16 protein-coding genes are annotated in these 17,157 nt (G+C 39.2%); 9 read left to right on the top strand and 7 right to left on the bottom strand.

Going from position 1 to position 17,157, the window contains the following annotated elements; genetic code table 11:
• Positions 1-73 precede the first annotated feature (73 nt).
• Together creC and creB are read right to left on the bottom strand one after the other, a co-directional pair.
• Entirely contained in the window at positions 74-1,540 is a 1,467-nt protein-coding gene (creC, locus tag RMA94_RS02450; RefSeq protein WP_068930534.1) for a two-component system sensor histidine kinase CreC, read from the bottom strand.
• Between the two features lie 3 nt (positions 1,541-1,543).
• Positions 1,544-2,266, bottom strand: a complete 723-nt coding sequence (gene creB, locus RMA94_RS02445) for a two-component system response regulator CreB (protein WP_081313584.1) — start codon at positions 2,264-2,266, stop codon at positions 1,544-1,546.
• Between the two features lie 177 nt (positions 2,267-2,443).
• Between creB and RMA94_RS02440 the strand changes: the two genes are divergently transcribed.
• On the top strand, positions 2,444-2,560 hold the full coding sequence (locus tag RMA94_RS02440; protein ID WP_311081716.1) for a hypothetical protein: 117 nt from the start codon (positions 2,444-2,446) through the stop codon (positions 2,558-2,560).
• A gap of 4 nt (positions 2,561-2,564) precedes the next feature.
• On the opposite strand, the gene dinB is transcribed toward RMA94_RS02440, so the two are convergent.
• From dinB to RMA94_RS02420, 4 genes are all read right to left on the bottom strand, one after another.
• On the bottom strand, positions 2,565-3,620 hold the full coding sequence (gene dinB, locus RMA94_RS02435; protein WP_057075983.1) for a DNA polymerase IV: 1,056 nt from the start codon (positions 3,618-3,620) through the stop codon (positions 2,565-2,567).
• Position 3,621: 1 nt separating this feature from the next.
• Positions 3,622-4,380 (bottom strand): GH25 family lysozyme, encoded by a 759-nt coding sequence (locus RMA94_RS02430; protein WP_130174263.1) that lies wholly within the window; start codon positions 4,378-4,380, stop codon positions 3,622-3,624.
• Between the two features lie 76 nt (positions 4,381-4,456).
• Positions 4,457-5,848: a multidrug transporter subunit MdtD gene (gene mdtD, locus RMA94_RS02425; RefSeq protein WP_130174262.1), complete on the bottom strand. Its 1,392-nt coding sequence runs from the start codon at positions 5,846-5,848 to the stop codon at positions 4,457-4,459.
• Positions 5,849-6,018: 170 nt separating this feature from the next.
• Entirely contained in the window at positions 6,019-6,642 is a 624-nt protein-coding gene (locus RMA94_RS02420) for a TIGR00730 family Rossman fold protein (RefSeq protein WP_032012517.1), read from the bottom strand.
• A 326-nt stretch (positions 6,643-6,968) separates the two neighbouring features.
• Between RMA94_RS02420 and RMA94_RS02415 the strand changes: the two genes are divergently transcribed.
• The 6 genes from RMA94_RS02415 to RMA94_RS02390 all read left to right on the top strand — a co-directional run bounded on the left by RMA94_RS02415 (position 6,969) and on the right by RMA94_RS02390 (position 15,537).
• Positions 6,969-8,558: a TerC family protein gene (locus RMA94_RS02415; RefSeq protein WP_130174261.1), complete on the top strand. Its 1,590-nt coding sequence runs from the start codon at positions 6,969-6,971 to the stop codon at positions 8,556-8,558.
• A gap of 71 nt (positions 8,559-8,629) precedes the next feature.
• A complete protein-coding gene (locus RMA94_RS02410; RefSeq protein ID WP_130174260.1) occupies positions 8,630-9,097 on the top strand; it encodes a YchJ family protein in 468 nt (155 codons plus the stop codon).
• A 45-nt stretch (positions 9,098-9,142) separates the two neighbouring features.
• Positions 9,143-9,787 (top strand): trimeric intracellular cation channel family protein, encoded by a 645-nt coding sequence (locus RMA94_RS02405; protein ID WP_002121256.1) that lies wholly within the window; start codon positions 9,143-9,145, stop codon positions 9,785-9,787.
• A gap of 82 nt (positions 9,788-9,869) precedes the next feature.
• Positions 9,870-11,189: an MFS transporter gene (locus RMA94_RS02400; RefSeq protein WP_002121171.1), complete on the top strand. Its 1,320-nt coding sequence runs from the start codon at positions 9,870-9,872 to the stop codon at positions 11,187-11,189.
• Between the two features lie 151 nt (positions 11,190-11,340).
• Positions 11,341-13,560, top strand: coding sequence for a DNA topoisomerase IV subunit A (gene parC, locus RMA94_RS02395; protein ID WP_130174259.1), 2,220 nt, complete (start codon positions 11,341-11,343; stop codon positions 13,558-13,560).
• Between the two features lie 297 nt (positions 13,561-13,857).
• Positions 13,858-15,537, top strand: coding sequence for a long-chain-fatty-acid--CoA ligase (locus RMA94_RS02390; RefSeq protein WP_086265371.1), 1,680 nt, complete (start codon positions 13,858-13,860; stop codon positions 15,535-15,537).
• 41 nt (positions 15,538-15,578) lie between these two features.
• On the opposite strand, the gene RMA94_RS02385 is transcribed toward RMA94_RS02390, so the two are convergent.
• Complete coding sequence (locus RMA94_RS02385; protein ID WP_311081707.1) at positions 15,579-15,968, bottom strand: hypothetical protein; 390 nt, start codon at positions 15,966-15,968, stop codon at positions 15,579-15,581.
• 106 nt (positions 15,969-16,074) lie between these two features.
• Here RMA94_RS02385 and RMA94_RS02380 point away from each other — a divergent pair, with 106 nt between their 5' ends.
• Both RMA94_RS02380 and ppa read left to right on the top strand, forming a co-directional pair.
• Positions 16,075-16,473: an MAPEG family protein gene (locus RMA94_RS02380; protein ID WP_002121258.1), complete on the top strand. Its 399-nt coding sequence runs from the start codon at positions 16,075-16,077 to the stop codon at positions 16,471-16,473.
• A 127-nt stretch (positions 16,474-16,600) separates the two neighbouring features.
• Positions 16,601-17,125, top strand: coding sequence for an inorganic diphosphatase (ppa, locus tag RMA94_RS02375; RefSeq protein WP_002121243.1), 525 nt, complete (start codon positions 16,601-16,603; stop codon positions 17,123-17,125).
• Positions 17,126-17,157: the final 32 nt, after the last annotated feature.

Here is a 17,157-nt window from a genome sequence, read left to right as displayed (position 1 = left end):
TGGATTCCATTGTCATTCTGATATGACCAGTGTCTCGAATCGATATGCGTTTTAAATGAGTTGCAGTTGAAGCTTATGTGAAGTTTTGATGAAGTAAAATTTTTACCAATACTCCCGATTTGTGTTGCTTTAAAAAATCCAAATAATTTTCAGGGATATTTTGAATAGTGATATGACCTTGATGCTGTTGGATAATCTGCTGCACGATACTTAGTCCGATACCTGTACTTCTTTGCTGGTTATGCGGACGTGGTAATGAAAAATAGGTTTCAAAGACACGATTTAAGGCATATTCAGGAATGGCTTCACCTTCATTGAATAACAGAATTTCAATGCCATCAGTGACAGTATTTTTCCTGACTTGAATGGTGAGAAGACCTTGTTCAGAGCAAAAGTCTCTTGCATTATCTAATAGATTATTGATGGCTTGTTTAAGCCAAAAGGGATCAGCATAAATTGTACAATCTTCAGGAAGATTCAGCTTTATTTGAATTTGTTTAATTTGAAAAATACTGTGTTGTTGAGTCAAACAATCTCGAATTAGTTTTAATAAATCAACATTTTGGAATTCTAAAACATGCTGATTCTTCTCTAGGCGTGTCAGCAACAGCATTCGTTCAATGAGAGATTGCAAGCGATGACTTTGCTCAACAATATGTGCAGCAAATTGTTGTTGATCTTCTAAGGGCAGATCATCTTGTAATAGTTCTGCACTGGCTTGAATCGCCGTGAGTGGACTTTTCAATTCATGGGTCAGAGTATTTACATAATTTTCGACATAAGCACGATCTTCTAGTTTCTCTCGCATTTCACTGAGCGCTTGAGTCACTTGGTTCAGCTCTTTTGCAGAATAGAAAAATGGAGCTTGATTGACAGGTGCTAGTGCTTGAGCATAACGACGTACTTTATCAATACTGTGTCTTAACCAATATGCCACCATGCTTGCAAGTAATAAGCTGAGTGCAGCGATCCACAGCGCTTGATAAATCAGTTGACGTTCTGCACGTGTAATATAAGGTTGCACGGATTGATTTGGCTTACCAATACTGACCACACCTATTAATTGGTGTTTGTAGATAATCGGCGCAGCGATATACATTACACTGCTGTTTCGGTCATAAGGTGTGGTTGCAGTAGAACGTGCACCGTACTTACCTTGTAGGGTTAAATAAACATCATTCCATTTTGAATAATCTTGCCCAATGGCTTGATCTTCTGAGTCATAGATTACTATGCCGTGCTGATCTGTTATATAAAGTTGTTGATTAATTTCATCTTTTTTATGCTGCCAAATTGTAGCATTCAGTTGGCGAGATAACGCTGCTTGAATTTTTTGATCAAATTCGGGCGTACTAACTTGTTTTTGTGCTACATCTTCTGCAATCAGTTGGGCAATAATATTGGCATTTTCAGCAAGTGTATCTTCGACCACTTGGCGGACATTTGGTTTGACCTGTTGGTTTAATGTATAAGCAATAAAGCTTAGGCTCAGTACCACCACTAAGCTAAAGAAAAACCAAATGCGGATAAAGATGGACATTGATTAACCTAACTTCACTAGACTGTATCCGAACCCTCGATGCGTCCGAATAGGATCATTATCAGGGGTAATTTGTTTTAGTTTTTGCCTTAAACTTTTGATATGCGTATCGACTGTGCGTTCTAAGCTATGCTCAGGATGTTCCCAAATATGATCCATTAATTGCTGACGGCTAAAGACTTGTTCAGGATGTTGAATCAACAAAAATAACAATCGATATTCATAACGCGTCAGTTGTAATGATTTTCCATAATATTGAATTTGCAAAGATTGTGGATTGCATGACCATATCGAGCATGGAGCAACTATTGCAGCCTGAGAGATTGGATTTTGACTTGAATTACTTTGTATTTGTACTTCCATTCTACGCCAAATGGCTTTAATTCTAGCCACAATTTCCCTTGCACTAAAAGGCTTTGTACAATAATCATCTGCGCCAATTTCCAAACCGACAACTCTATCAATTTCATCATCTCGTGCCGTAAGAAATAATAAAGGTGTTTGAGATTTTTGGCGTAGTTGTTTGCAGACTTCAAAGCCGTTAAGATCAGGTAAACCGATATCTAAAATAATAAAATCAAAAGCTTGTTCTGAAAGATATTGTAATGCTTGAGTCCCCGTATTTGCCCAACTGACATTCCAGCCTTCACGTTCAAGCGCATAACGTAGAGGAAGGACAATAGCAGCTTCATCTTCAATACATAAAATTTGTTTAGGGCTCATCATGGTTAACTAATTAATATGTTGTAATTTTATTGAGTTAGTTTAACGGAAGATGCGGTAGAGAAATGCTGTAATATTAATTTTTTATAATTCTTTATAAGATAAAGGGCACATTTGTGCCCTGCAATATTCGGATTTGGTCGTCACGCCAATCACAGGACGATATGCCGAAAGTAAAGGTTGCTTTGGCATGTTGCAAATACAGGGGTAATGAATATGCGTGGATTAGGTTACTCTAAAGTTTTAGTAAAAGGGAGTCTATTTTGTTTAAAAGTTGCTCTTTTGAGTGAAAAGTAGTCAATTACCAGAGGTTAAGCTGGAAGTCATCAGCTTGGGTCTGTAATTGATAAACGCCTATACCAATCAAGCGAAACTGGAAATGTTCGGGAATCTGCATTTCATTTAATAATAAAAATAAAACTTGGACTAAGTCCTGTAGCGACTGGATCGGTCTTTTAAAGCTTTTACTATGTTGTAAAGTCTGAAAATTCTTAAGTTTAAGCTTAATATTGACACCACGTGCATTGAGCTGTTTTTTCTCTAGTGTTTGCCAGACTTTTTCAGCTAATCCCTGCCAATAGGGCTGACATTGAGCCAAAGTAAAATCACTGTCAAAAGTGGTCTCTTTCGAAATTTGTTGGCGAGCTCTTTCAGCTTGAACGGGTCTATGGTCAATGCCCTGAGCATATAGATAGAGTTGTTGTCCATATTTACCAAAGTGGTGAACCAAAACAGCTTCTTCAATTTTCTGTAAATCACCCAGCGTATGTAGCTGAAGCTGCTGCAATTTTTCCTGAGTGACTTTGCCCACACCAGGAATCTTTTTAAGCGGAAGGTCTTGAATAAAAGTAGCAACTTGCGAAGGTTTGATTACACATAAACCATTAGGTTTGTTCCAATCCGAAGCAATTTTTGCCAAAAACTTATTTGGTGCTACACCAGCCGATGCAGTAAGCCCAGTTAATCGAAAAATATCTTCTCGAATGTGCATAGCAACTTCAGTTGCACTCGCAATTTGTTTTAGATTTTCAGTGACATCCAAATAGGCTTCATCTAAAGATAAAGGTTCAATAAGTAGCGTATATTGCTGAAAGATTGAGTGAATTTGAGCGGAAACCGTACGGTATTTTTCAAAATTTGGTTCAATAATGACAACTTGAGGACATAGTTTTCTTGCCTGACTCATCGACATGGCAGAACGCAAACCAAATTCACGGGCAGGGTAGGAGGCAGCAGCAATCACAGCTCGCGGATGATGCGAAGAAATAACGACGGGAAGATGCTTTAGATCAGGACGCTCTCGCAATTCGACCGATGCATAGAAGGCATCCATATCGATATGAATGATTTTGCGCATATTATTGTGCTTTCACGATGCCTTGCTGCTGTAAAAAATGATACCATTCTTTGACTGAACCCCCATAAACATTTAAGTCTACTGGTTTTGTCATGCCTTCAATTTTACCTTGATTACTATGCTGCCAAAAGAGCCATTTTCTTTTGTCTTTCAGCTCAGGTTTTCCTTCGTAATCTCTGACCCAAAGTGGTGTATTAGGGAAACTTCCAATTAATACAATGTGGTAAAAAGTTTTGGAAATATAAAAAATAGGCTGTTTGCCATAATGCTGTTTTAAGCGATCATGCATGATGCCTATTTCTTTAAGTAATTGTTCTTTGGTGTGCGCATTAATACAGTTACCGTCATATTCTAGATCGATAACAGGAGGAAGGGCATCGGCTTTGTTGGGTACAGTCGCAATAAAGTTATCTGCTTGCGTTTTACCATCACGGCATAGACGATAAAAGTGATAAGCGCCTACATGAAAACCATGTTCACGTGCCTTGAGCCAGTTTTCCTGAAATTTTGAATCTTTGTAATCGCCGCCTTCAGTCGCTTTTAAATAGACGAATTGGAATTTTTCCGGTGATATTTTTTTCCAGTTAATATCACCTTGATGATGAGAAACATCGAATCCTTGCACCGGATAATCCTGCGCAACAGCTTTTTGTTGATAGAACAGACCAAAATAAGCTAAGACTCCCATAACACAAGCTAAGCCAATTCCGATTAGGGTATTGTGCCGTGATGTGAAAAAAGTTTTAGCCAGTTTGCTCATTCAAAACTCGTTAAAATTTGAAGTCGACATCATAGCGTGATTCGCGAGCGAGAAACCATGCTAAAAATGCAACTGCTTATACAGGCGTATCCTTTGGAATTTGCCAGAAAATAAATGCAGTAATGACATTGATACAACCGAGACAAATGAGAGTGACATGAAACGCTGTTGTCACGTGGTCTGCACCATAATAATTAGTAAAGATATTGATCAGTGTACCAGCCAGTGCAACACCAATACTCATTGATAGCATCATGATCATCGACAAAAAACTATTACCGCTACTTGCATCTTGTTGAGGCAAGTCTTTCAAGGTTAATGTATTCATGCCAACAAATTGCAGTGAATTTAATGTGCCAAATAAGAAAAAGTGCAAGGCTCTAAACCAAATTGGAGTATCGACGGTCATGATTGCAAAAGAGGCAATACATAGCCCAACTAATGTTGTGTTGATGAGTAAAAAACGTCGATAGCCAATTTTTTGAATAATAGGCCTGACAATTGGCTTTGAAAATAATGAGCCCAAGACCAATGGAATCATCATTAAACCTGCAATAAATGGTTCAAAACCAAAAGCGACTTGTAGCATGAGTGGTAAAACAAAAGGTAAGGCATTCCCACCAAAGCGAGCAAAGAAATTACCTAAAATACCAATCGCATAAATTTTGTTTCTAAAGAGTCGGCTGCGGAATAATGCATTTTGATGAGTATGTGAATGGTAGGCATACCATAGTGTTGCGATTATTCCGACGACTAATAGCGAAATACTAAACCATTTTGAATATTCAGGTGAGGCTAGATGTTCGATCCCTAAAGACCAGCCAATCATGGCCACTACTAATAAAATGAAACCGCCCAAATCAAATGTTTTGACCGAGGGTTCTTTTACATTCGGCATGACTTTTAGTGTCATTAATATGCCAAGTATACCCATAGGAATATTAATCAGGAAAATCCAATGCCAAGTTGCAACTTCAACTAACCATCCGCCCAAAGTTGGCCCCGCCAACGGCCCGAGTAAACCTGCAAGGCTCATTAAGCTCATCGCAGCTAAGAACTGAGTTCGAGGAATAATTTTTAAAAGTGATAGCCGGCCAACAGGGAGTAATAAGGCGCCGCCTATGCCTTGGATGACTCGGAAAAATAACAGCTGATTGAGACTCTGAGAAAGACCACAACCTAAAGAAGCCAGAGTAAAGATTACGATTGCCGACAAGAAAATATTTCTAACACCAAAGCGGTCTGCTAACCATCCACTTAGAGGAATGCAGGCAGCAACCGATAATACATAGGCCACCACTACACTATGCATGCGTAAAGGATCTTCATTTAGATGATGAGCCATCGCAGGAATAGCAGTATTTACAATGGTTGTGTCCAAGGCCTGCATAAAAAAGCCAATAGAAACCAAAAGAACGAGTAGTCGATATTCGGGTTGCAAAGCTTGGTGTGTCGGCGTGGCATTCATAACATTTGAAAATTAACGTTTTGGTCTAGTGTAAAACAAATTGAATTTAAAAGAAGTAAGCCAATGTTGAATACCCCTTTACTAAATCTAAGTTCTTTTGAAGGCAGAGGTGAAAATAGTTAAAATAAAAAAAGCGGCAGAACCGCTTTTTAAATAGAGTAGGTGGACAACTAGACAACAAATCTTTTTGGCATTTTTAAGTTTTTAATGACGTTATAAATTTGGTCAACATCATCACAGACAATTAATTTAGCTCGGTGCTGAAGGGGGAGGAAACCTTCTTGTACTGCATGGTCCAATTGGGCAATTAATGCATTATAAAAGCCATTTACGTTATATAAAATCATGGGCTTTTGGTGTTGGTTGAGTTGGCCCCAAGTAGCAATTTCCAATATTTCTTCAAATGTCCCTAAACCACCTGGTAATGCAATGAATGCACTCGCGCGTTCTGCCATCATGGCTTTACGTTCGTGCATAGTTTCGACCACATGTAATTCAGTTAGACCTGCATGTGCGACTTCATAATCAAGCATAAATTCAGGGATTACACCGACAGCCTCTCCGCCGTTTGCGAGAACGCTATCTGCGACTTGTCCCATTAAGCCGATACTGGCACCGCCGTAGACTAAACCAAAACCTTGGTCAGCAATTCCATGAGCAAGTTCAATTGCTTTTTCTCGGTAAATTGGATTATTTCCTGCACGTGAACCACAATATAATGCAATAAGAGGTTGTTTTGTTTTTACAGCTGTTATTGGTGAATCATTTACTGCCATTGTTAATACGCTATTCATTGCTTTATTTTCACCTTATCACGTTCATATTTCTTGTCTACACTAAGCAAAAGATATGACAACTTTATAAGCAGATTTATAAGAAAGAGTCATGTTTTGTATGGGTTTGGTGAATGCTAATCATGAACAAATAAAAATGATGAATTTATGTTAAATCTTGCCTATACTAAAAATTCGTTTAACAACATATGAACAAATATGGGTAGTGGTTGTAGTCGCTCCGTTTTAATTTCTTGTCTTAAAAAAACATTTTCCTCACTTTGTGAAGGCGCGCCTGTTGTGTTGCCAAATAAAGATAAAATTCAAACAACACAGGAGCAGGATCGATGATCTTTGAATGGATGTCTGATCCGTCTGCGTGGGTGGGTTTAGCAACTTTAATCGTTCTTGAAATTGTATTGGGGATCGATAACCTCGTTTTTATCGCGATTTTGGCTGAGAAATTACCGCCAGAGCAACGAGCTAAAGCCCGTATAATCGGTTTGGTGCTCGCGTTAGGAATGCGTCTTGTACTCTTAGCCTCGATTGCTTGGGTCGTGACACTGACTGAGCCACTCTTCCATATTTTTGATCATCCATTTTCTGGTCGTGATTTGATCTTGTTGTTCGGTGGTGTGTTCTTATTATTTAAAGGCACCATGGAATTGCATGAACGAATGGAAGGAAAACAACTCCATAAAGAAGATAATCCTGTTCATGCAGCGTTCTGGATGGTTATTGTCCAGATTGTTGTACTGGATGCCGTATTCTCATTAGACAGTGTGATTACAGCTGTTGGTATGGTGAAAGAGCTGTCAGTGATGATGGTTGCGGTTGTTATCGCGGTCGGTATCATGTTGTGGGCATCCAAACCCCTCATGGACTTTGTCAATAAACATCCAACAGTTGTCATTCTATGTCTTGGCTTCTTGATGATGATCGGTTTCTCTTTGGTGGTGGAGGGCTTTGGTTTCCATATTCCGAAGGGTTACTTATATGCTGCAATTGGCTTCTCAGTTTTAGTGGAAGTTATCAATCAGAGCATGCGCCGCAATCAGGAAAAGCTAGTTACAACCACAGACTTGCGTTATCGCACTGCCTCTGCGGTTTTACGTATGTTAGGCAGCAAAAACAGTGGTTCTTCAGATACTCAATCTTCTGATAAAGAAGATGTATTGGCGACGCAAGCTTTTGCTGATGAGGTTTTTGACGAAGAAAATGGCGCTTATCACAGTGTGCTTGTACAAGGTGTGCTTGGTTTATCAGAGCGTCCTGTAAAGTCTGTTATGACTCCACGCCCTGAACTTGAGTGGATTGACTTAGACGATGAGCCTGAAGTTTTAAAAGAACGTTTAATGTCGATGACACATTCACGTTTGATCGTTGCACGTGGTGAGCTTGATAATATTGAAGGTATCGCGCTTACGCATAAAGTTTTAAATAACTTTATTGAGACAGGTGTAATTGATTTCCAAAAGCATCTACGTGAACCTGTGATTGTGCATGAAAATGCTCAAGTACTTATGGTGATGGAGCAATTGCGTCAAGCACCTTTACAAATGGCGATCGTATTAAATGAATATGGTTCTATCGAAGGTATTGCAACACCAATTGATATTTTAGAAGCAATTGCTGGTGAATTCCCAGATGAAGATGAGTTAGACGCTGCTGCTGAAAGCTTGGCAGATGGTTCATTAATGCTTGAAGGTTCAACTGATATTCGCCATGTATCACTTTTATTAGGTCGTGATCTCGTTGACGAAAGTGAGCTGTATTCAACTTTATCGGGCTACTTGTTATTCCATTTAGGCCGTTTACCGGAAAATGGTGAAGCTGTTGAGGCGGATGGTTATCGCTTTGAAGTGATTACGATGGAAGGTCATAAAATTGAGAAAGTTCATATTGTTTCTATCGAGCAAGATGAATCAAAAGATTAAATGACGTTTTAAGTCTAGAAACATCATAAAATAGCTCAACTCTGAGCTATTTTTTATTTGAGAAATACCAAATGACCCAACAAACTTGTCCATGTGGAAAAGGCAGCTATACACAATGTTGTGAGCCTTTACACTTAGGCACAGCCAAAGCACTAACGGCAGAGCAGCTTATGCGTTCACGTTATAGCGCTTTTGCATTACAGCAAATTGATTATATTGTGCAAACGACTGCTTTAGGTCAGCAAACAGCACTTGATAAAGATGCTATCGCAGAGTGGAGCAAACAAAATCAGTGGTTGGGTTTAGATGTAGTTAACGCCAACGAAAAATTAGATAAAACCCACGCACAGGTTGAGTTCAAGGCTCACTATCATGATGGACAAAAAGCCCAAATTCATCATGAGATTTCACATTTTGTTTATCACCAGCAAAAATGGTTTTTCCTCGACCCAACGGTCGATATGCACGTCACAATGAAACAACCTTGTATATGTGGTTCAGGAAAAAAATTTAAGCAATGCTGTGCACAATTTCTGTAAGTTTATCTTAAAATACGCCCACTGTTTGGCCTGAGGGAAAGGGCGATGTTACTCACCGTTATTTATATTATTGCGATTACTGCGGAAGCCATGACAGGAGCATTGTCTGCTGGTCGACGGAGTATGGACTGGTTCGGTGTCGTACTGATTGCCTGTGTGACTGCTTTAGGTGGTGGTTCGGTGCGAGATGTATTGCTTGGTCACTATCCTTTAACTTGGGTAAAACATCCAGAATATTTGGTTCTGACCTGCTGTGCTGCATTTGTCACAATTATTATTGCCAAATGGATGCGTCATTTACATAACATCTTTTTGGTGCTCGATGCTTTAGGCTTGATTGGTTTTACAATTATTGGTTGCCAGATTGCTTTACAAATGGGGCATGGTTTTGTCGTATCAGCAGTAGCTGGGGTGTTGACTGGAGTATCTGGCGGTATTTTACGTGATATTTTATGTAACGATGTCCCGTTCGTTTTCCGTCGTGAACTCTATGCGAGTATCTCTTTTGTGGCAGTCATCTGTTACTGGGTTTGTCAGGATTTAGGATTAAGCCTAGAGTTAACCGTTATTTCAACTTTAATTTTTGGCTTTACCTTACGTCTGATTGCAATCTATTTTGGCTTAGAAATGCCTAAATTTATTTATAAAGATGATGATGCAGAATCGGCTTCTTCAACTGACGAACATTAATCATGCAGAATTCGATGTGAGCATGATATAACAATTAAATATATTGTCTTGCTCACTTATTTTTTCCAGTAGAGTTTTTCCTATGGATCTGGTTTCACGTATACAAAATCTTCCAATTGGCAAATTTCACTACACATTACTGTGGGTGGTTGGTTTAGGTTGGATGTTTGATGCGATGGACACCGGTATCATTGCTTTTATCATGACAACGCTTGTTAAAGACTGGGCATTAACACCAGCCGAAAGCGGTTGGATTGTGAGTATTGGTTTTGTAGGAATGGCTATTGGAGCTGTTTGCTCAGGAGCTTTAGCAGATCGCTTTGGCCGTAAGACAATATTTGCAGTTACCATGGCCATCTATAGTATTGCGACTGCCTTATGTGCTTTTGCTCCAGATTTGAAGTGGTTATTAATTTTCCGTTTTATTGTTGGTCTTGGGCTTGGTGGACAGTTACCCGTTGCAGTGACATTGGTGAGTGAATATATACCTGCCCATGTACGTGGTCGTTTTATCGTCCTACTCGAAAGTTTTTGGGGTTTGGGCTGGTTAGTTGCTGCACTCATTTCTTATTTTATTATTCCTAAATTTGGTTGGCACATTGCATTTCTTATGGGTGGCCTCCCACTGATTTATATTTTAGTAATTTGGAAAAAACTCCCTGAATCGATACCTTACCTGATTAACCGTGGACGTGTTGAAGAAGCACATGCATTGGTTCAAAAATTAGAAGCTCAAGCAGGCGTTCAAATTGTTCACCATATTGAAGTCGTGCCTGTAGCAATGCGACAAAAAGTCTCTTTTAAACAACTTTGGAGTGGTCAATTTGCTCGTAGAAGCTTAATGCTTTGGCTGATCTGGTTTGGAATTGTGTATTCCTACTATGGCATCTTTACATGGCTACCGAGTTTATTAGTGAAACAGGGCTATGATATTGTCAAATCATTTGAATATGTATTGCTTATGATTTTGGCTCAGCTACCGGGTTACTTAGCAGCAGCATGGTTTGTAGAGCGTTTAGGTAGAAAAATTACGCTCGCTGCATTTATCGGTTTTTGTGCCTTGTCTGCATATTTCTTTGGACAAGCCGATAGTGTAAATAGCATTATGTTTTGGGGCTGTCTCATGTCATTCTTTAATTTGGGTGCGTGGGGCGTGTTATATACCTATACACCAGAGCAATATCCAGCCAACATTCGGGCTTTTGGTTCAGGCTGGGCATCGGCAATGGGGCGTTTAGGTGGAATTTTGGCACCGATAGTCGTCACTCATATGATGGTTTCCAAGAATGGGTTTAGCCATGTTTTTATGATGTTTACTATTGTTTTACTTTTGGTTGCAGCTGTAATTTTAATATTAGGTGAAGAAACCCAAGGTAAAAGACTAGAATCGATAGGCCTCTAGTTTGCCTAACTTTATAGCAAGTAACTAAAAATATAGAGAGATGAGACATAATTTGACGCTCAGGTGACAGAGTCCCTCTTGTGTCTGTAACATAGCCCACTTAGCATAAGACTCACTTAAAATAACGACTGATTTGGAAGATAAGCTGACTATGACCAGCCTTGCGCATCAAGCGACAGAAAACCGCTCTGTAGCCGAATTTACTGAACAGGCTTACCTGAATTATGCCATGTACGTCATCATGGATCGTGCATTGCCACATATCAGTGATGGCTTAAAGCCTGTACAGCGCCGTATTGTCTACGCCATGAGCGAGTTGGGCTTAAAAAGCAGTGGTAAGCCAAAAAAATCGGCTCGTACTGTGGGTGACGTACTTGGTAAATACCATCCGCATGGTGATTCGGCATGTTATGAAGCCATGGTATTGATGGCTCAGCCATTTAGTTATCGCTATCCTCTAATTGAAGGTCAAGGGAACTGGGGTTCACCAGATGACCCTAAATCGTTTGCAGCGATGCGTTATACCGAGGCAAAACTTTCTGCCTACAGTGAATTATTGCTAAGTGAGTTAGGGCAAGGTACGAGTGAATGGCAAGATAACTTTGATGGTTCTTTAAAAGAACCAATTACCTTGCCGGCACGAGTTCCTAACATTTTGCTTAATGGTACAACTGGTATTGCGGTTGGTATGGCGACCGATATTCCGCCACATAATTTACGTGAAGTGATTAAAGGGACAATTGCCTTAATTCGTAACCCGCAAACATCAGACGAGAAATTAGCCGAATATATTCCAGCGCCGGATTTACCAACCAAAGCTGAAATTATTACTCCGCCTGAAGAATTACTTAAAATCCAGACGACTGGACGTGGTAGTTACCGCATGCGAGCGGTTTACACTATTGAAAAAAATGAAATCGTGATTACCGAATTACCGTATCAGGTATCGGGTTCGAAGGTAATTACTCAAATTGCCGATCAAATGCAGGCTAAAAAGCTGCCTCTAGTGGTGGATGTGCGTGATGAGTCAGATCATGCCAATCCAACACGATTAGTGATTGTACTTCGTTCTAATCGTATTGATGCTGAAGCAGTGATGAGCCACCTATTTGCAACTACGGATTTAGAATCGAGTTATCGTGTTAATTTAAACATGATTGGTGAAGATGGTCGTCCTCAGGTTAAGTCGATTCGACGTATCTTACTTGAGTGGATTGAGATCCGTAAAAAAACAGTTACTCGCCGTTTGGAATATCATTTAAACCGAATTGAAAAACGCCTACATATTTTGGCAGGTCTTTTAATTGCTTATCTCGATATTGATACAGTTATTCGTATTATTCGTGAAGAAGATCAGCCAAAACCTGTACTGATGGAACATTTCAAAATTGATGAGATACAGGCAGAAGCAATTTTAGAACTCAAGTTACGTCATTTAGCAAAACTTGAAGAGATGGAAATCCGTCAAGAGCAGGATGAACTCTCAGCAAAAGCAGCGATTATTCGTGAACAACTCGAAAATCCAGAATCTTTGAAAAATCTGATTATTGGTGAATTAAAGGAAGATGCGAAAAAGTTTGGTGACGAGCGCCGTTCTCCAATCGTGGCGCGTGCTGAAGCTGTTCAGATTAAAGAACAAGATTTAATGCCAGCTGAAGCAGTAACGGTGGTTTTATCTGAAGCTGGATGGATTCGTGCTGCAAAAGGTGCAGATGTTGATGCAGAGAGTTTAAACTATCGTGCTGGCGATCAATATTTAAGTCATGCGGTGGGTAAAACCAATCAACGAATTTATTTCCTTGATGAGACAGGGCGTAGTTACGCCTTGCCTATTAGCAGTCTGCCATCAGCAAGAGGTTTAGGCGAGCCATTAAGTTCGAAACTTGCTCCTGCAAGTGGAGTCGCGTTTATTCAGGTCTATTTAGATGATGAAGAGTCAGAACTCATTGCTGCTAGCTCATCAGGTTATGGATTCAAAACTCAAACCAAACAGTTAGATACTAATGCCAAAGCAGGAAAGACATTCTTGTCGGTTCCTGAAAAATCAAAAGCTTTGCCGTTAGTATCTGCCCAAAACATGACACATTTAGCTGTGCTCAGCTCAGCAGGTCGACTCTTAATTATTGATTTGGCAGAACTGCCAAATTTAAATAAGGGTAAAGGTAATAAGTTGATACAACTTGAAGCAAAAGAGCAGATTTTATCCATGACAACCCTGAACTTAGATGAAATAATTCAGGTGGTTGCAGGTCAACAACATCTAAAACTAAAAGGTGATGATCTACAAAAATACATGGGTAAACGTGCTTCAAAAGGTCACCTCTTACCACGTGGATATCAAAAAGCAAATAAACTGTTGATTCAGAGATAAAGCTAGCGTCGGGCAACATAAATACGCTATATATGGCAACATGTTCAAGCAATGAACTGAACTTGTTGGTATTGAATAACGATTAAAAGGACAGCAATTTGGAGTACGTAATTTGTACTCCATACAAAAAATTTGACAGGGTCAAATTGTCAAAACTTCTGTCTCATAATCTTGTTCGAAAGTGTCATGAATATGCCAATAAGTTTTAAATATGTTCTGGCACCAAGAAGCTAAAGAATAGCTGGGGCATTGAATAACAGTTATTACTAAGGATTACGAATCGGAGATAATGGCATTATGGAAAAAATTTGGTTTGCAGAATACCAAAAGACAGGGATTCCAGAAACAGTAGCATTGCCTGCGGAAAATACCTCACTAGTTGATATTTTTGAGAATAATTTCCAAAAGTTTGGTTCTCGTGATGCTTTTATCTTCATGGATAAGGCAATGTCATTTAACGAGTTAGAACTTGCAAGTCGTAAGTTCGCGACCTATTTGCAAAATTTGGGGTTAGCAAAAGGGACTCGTGTTGCAGTAATGATGCCAAACGTATTGCAATATCCTGTAGTGGCATTAGCTGTTTTGCGTGCGGGCTTAGTTCTAGTGAATGTAAACCCACTTTATACGGCACGTGAGCTTGAGCATCAATTAAATGACTCCGGTGCAGAAGTGCTCGTGATTATCGAAAACTTCGCTAGTGTTTACCAGAGCATTTTAGGTAAAACCCCTGTCAAGCACGTTGTGGTTGCTACAGTAGGGGATATGCTGGGTACGCTTAAAGGTACGTTGGTAAATTTTGTATTACGTAAAGTACGTAAGCAAATTCCTGCTTGGAATATTCCTGGGTACGTTAAATTTAATGCAGCATTAAATAAAGAAAGCCCAAGTAATTATAAGCGCCCGAATTTAACTTTAAGCGATACTGCCGTACTTCAATATACTGGCGGTACTACAGGGGTTTCAAAAGGTGCAGAACTGACACACCGCAATTTAGTCGCAAACCTTTTACAATGTGACGGTATTTTCCAAAGTAAATTTGGTGCTAATGATGGTGCCAAAGGTGACCGCATTGTTTGCGCATTACCGCTTTATCATATTTTTGCGTTCATGGTTTGCGCGATGTACGGTATGTATAAAGGTCAGGCAAATATCTTGATTCCTAACCCACGTGATTTACCTGCCGTGATTAACGAATTACGTAAATATCAGCCATCATTCTTTCCTGCAGTAAATACATTATTTAATGCTTTAGTGAATAATGAAGAGTTTAAACAACTGGACCATAGCAATTTAAAAATGGCGATGGGCGGTGGTATGGCAGTTTTACCTTCTACAGCAGAGGCTTGGAAGAAAATTACTGGTACAACCATTATTGAAGGTTATGGCTTGTCTGAAACTTCTCCAGTCGCAACTGCAAATCCTCCAGCTTCTACTGAATTTAGCGGCACCATTGGTATTCCATTGCCTTTGACAGAAGTTGCTATTTTAGATGATGATGGTAATGAAGTTGCTTTAGGTGAGCAAGGTGAAATCTCGATTCGCGGTCCTCAAGTGATGAAAGGTTATTGGAATCGCCCTGACGAGACAGCTAAGGTCATGACAGCAGATGGTTTTTTCCGTACAGGCGATATTGGCGTTATGGATAGCCGTGGATATGTCAAAATTGTAGATCGTAAAAAAGATATGATTTTGGTTTCTGGTTTTAACGTGTACCCAAGTGAAATCGAAGAAATTATTGCTAAACATCCAAAAGTATTGGAAGTTGCTGCAATTGGTGTTCCAGATGAGAAATCAGGTGAAGTGCCTAAACTCTTTATTGTGAAAAAAGATCAAAGTTTAACGACTGAAGAAATTTTGAGCTTTGCTAAAGAGAACTTAACAGGTTATAAGCGTCCTCGTTATGTTGAGTTTATGGATGAATTACCTAAATCAAACGTAGGCAAAATTTTACGTAAAGACTTACGTAAGCCAGCCTAAAAAGTTAATAAAAAAGCGCCTTAGGGCGCTTTTTTGTTTTTTTATATTTTATGACTTTTCATAAACCAGCGGTCTATATAAGGACGACCTATCCCAATCATTCCAACAAAAACAAGCATTGTGCCCAATTGCAAACGCAGGTGAGTTAAATCGAGCTGGCCATAACTTAAATAATTATCTGCTAGGCAATATAGGGTAATCACAATTAACCAATGCCATAAAGGAAGTCGTTTAATACCGACAGCAATAAAAGTAATTGTTAAAATAACAAAGGTGCCCAGTGTCGATTGCCAATTTAGATTTGCACAAATCACACTCAATAAAAAAGCGACAATAGGAAGTACGATTTTTAATATACGGTCTACCTGAAGTTGATTTTGTTTTTGCTTTTCTAAGACTTCAAACAATTCTTTTTGATCAGATTGTTGCATACATGGCCCTATTAATCAGTGATGACAAGTGATTGCATAAAATTTCAGGTAAAAACGCAATGTTATGATAGCATGATCAACAGTATTTTCAGTGATGGATGGCACTATGCAGGGCATCAGCGGCATTATCTATATTATTTTAGTGGCATGTTTGCTGCCATACGCATTTACCGTAATTGCAAAATTTACAGGTGGTTTTCAGCCCGTCGATAATCAAAACCCGAGAGCTTTTTTGGCTAAAACAACAGGCCTTGCTGCTCGCGCTAATGCCGTACAACAAAATAGCTTTGAAAGCCTACCTTTATTCTTAACTGCTATTTTAATGGCTGAATATATGGTTGTTCCGGAATATTTTATTTTGAGATTAGGTTGGGCATATATTATTTTAAGAGTTATTTATGGTATTTGCTATTTAAGTAATTGGGCAACTTTGCGCTCGATTGTTTGGTTCTTATCTATATTGTGTCCAATCTTCTTACTTGTGGTCACGATTAAACTGACTTGAGTGTCATTCTGTCACCATTCATATCAACTTTCGCGTGTGCCCATTGTATAATCGGCATCATTTTGATGATATCCACGCTATAATCGAGTGGATTTTACATCTGACTTCATAACGAAAGAGTATTGATATGAGTTACAGCAATATCCCAGCAGGTAAAGATGCGCCAAATGACATCTATGTCATCATTGAAATTCCTGCAAATGCAGCACCAATTAAATATGAAATCGATAAAGATTCTGATGCATTGTTTGTAGACCGTTTCATGGGTACAGCAATGTTCTATCCAGCAAACTATGGCTATGTTCCAAATACTTTGTCTGAAGATGGAGACCCATTAGACGTACTTGTTGTAACGCCACATCCTGTTGCTGCTGGTTCAGTCATTCGTTGCCGTCCAGTGGGCAAATTAAACATGGAAGATGACGGTGGTATTGATGCGAAATTAATCGCTGTTCCACACGAAAAATTATCTCCACTTTACAAAGACGTGAAGGAATATACAGATCTTCCTCCGTTATTGATTAGCCAAGTTGAGCATTTCTTCAGTCACTATAAAGATTTAGAACCAGGTAAGTGGGTAAAAATCAGTGGTTGGGAAGGTGCTGATGTTGCTAAAGCCGAAGTATTAAAAGCAATTGAAGCTGCTAAATAAGCTTTAATTTATAAGCTCAGAATGTCTCAATT

Origin of the sequence: Acinetobacter sp. V115_6 (assembly GCF_031799025.1) — a bacterium.
Taxonomy (GTDB): domain Bacteria; phylum Pseudomonadota; class Gammaproteobacteria; order Pseudomonadales; family Moraxellaceae; genus Acinetobacter; species Acinetobacter pittii.
The sequence above is the reverse complement of the archived record's forward strand: the minus strand, read 5'-3'. Positions and strand labels throughout refer to the sequence as shown.

Excerpts from the sequence above, each read along its gene's own strand:
- creC (WP_068930534.1), bottom strand. The coding sequence starts at position 1,540 with ATGTCCATCTTTATCCGCATTTGGTTTTTCTTTAGCTTAGTGGTGGTA.
- creB (WP_081313584.1), bottom strand. The coding sequence starts at position 2,266 with ATGATGAGCCCTAAACAAATTTTATGTATTGAAGATGAAGCTGCTATT.
- dinB (WP_057075983.1), bottom strand. The coding sequence starts at position 3,620 with ATGCGCAAAATCATTCATATCGATATGGATGCCTTCTATGCATCGGTC.
- RMA94_RS02430 (WP_130174263.1), bottom strand. The coding sequence starts at position 4,380 with ATGAGCAAACTGGCTAAAACTTTTTTCACATCACGGCACAATACCCTA.
- mdtD (WP_130174262.1), bottom strand. The coding sequence starts at position 5,848 with ATGAATGCCACGCCGACACACCAAGCTTTGCAACCCGAATATCGACTA.
- RMA94_RS02420 (WP_032012517.1), bottom strand. The coding sequence starts at position 6,642 with ATGAATAGCGTATTAACAATGGCAGTAAATGATTCACCAATAACAGCT.
- RMA94_RS02415 (WP_130174261.1), top strand. The coding sequence starts at position 6,969 with ATGATCTTTGAATGGATGTCTGATCCGTCTGCGTGGGTGGGTTTAGCA.
- RMA94_RS02410 (WP_130174260.1), top strand. The coding sequence starts at position 8,630 with ATGACCCAACAAACTTGTCCATGTGGAAAAGGCAGCTATACACAATGT.
- RMA94_RS02405 (WP_002121256.1), top strand. The coding sequence starts at position 9,143 with ATGTTACTCACCGTTATTTATATTATTGCGATTACTGCGGAAGCCATG.
- RMA94_RS02400 (WP_002121171.1), top strand. The coding sequence starts at position 9,870 with ATGGATCTGGTTTCACGTATACAAAATCTTCCAATTGGCAAATTTCAC.
- parC (WP_130174259.1), top strand. The coding sequence starts at position 11,341 with ATGACCAGCCTTGCGCATCAAGCGACAGAAAACCGCTCTGTAGCCGAA.
- RMA94_RS02390 (WP_086265371.1), top strand. The coding sequence starts at position 13,858 with ATGGAAAAAATTTGGTTTGCAGAATACCAAAAGACAGGGATTCCAGAA.
- RMA94_RS02385 (WP_311081707.1), bottom strand. The coding sequence starts at position 15,968 with ATGCAACAATCTGATCAAAAAGAATTGTTTGAAGTCTTAGAAAAGCAA.
- RMA94_RS02380 (WP_002121258.1), top strand. The coding sequence starts at position 16,075 with ATGCAGGGCATCAGCGGCATTATCTATATTATTTTAGTGGCATGTTTG.
- ppa (WP_002121243.1), top strand. The coding sequence starts at position 16,601 with ATGAGTTACAGCAATATCCCAGCAGGTAAAGATGCGCCAAATGACATC.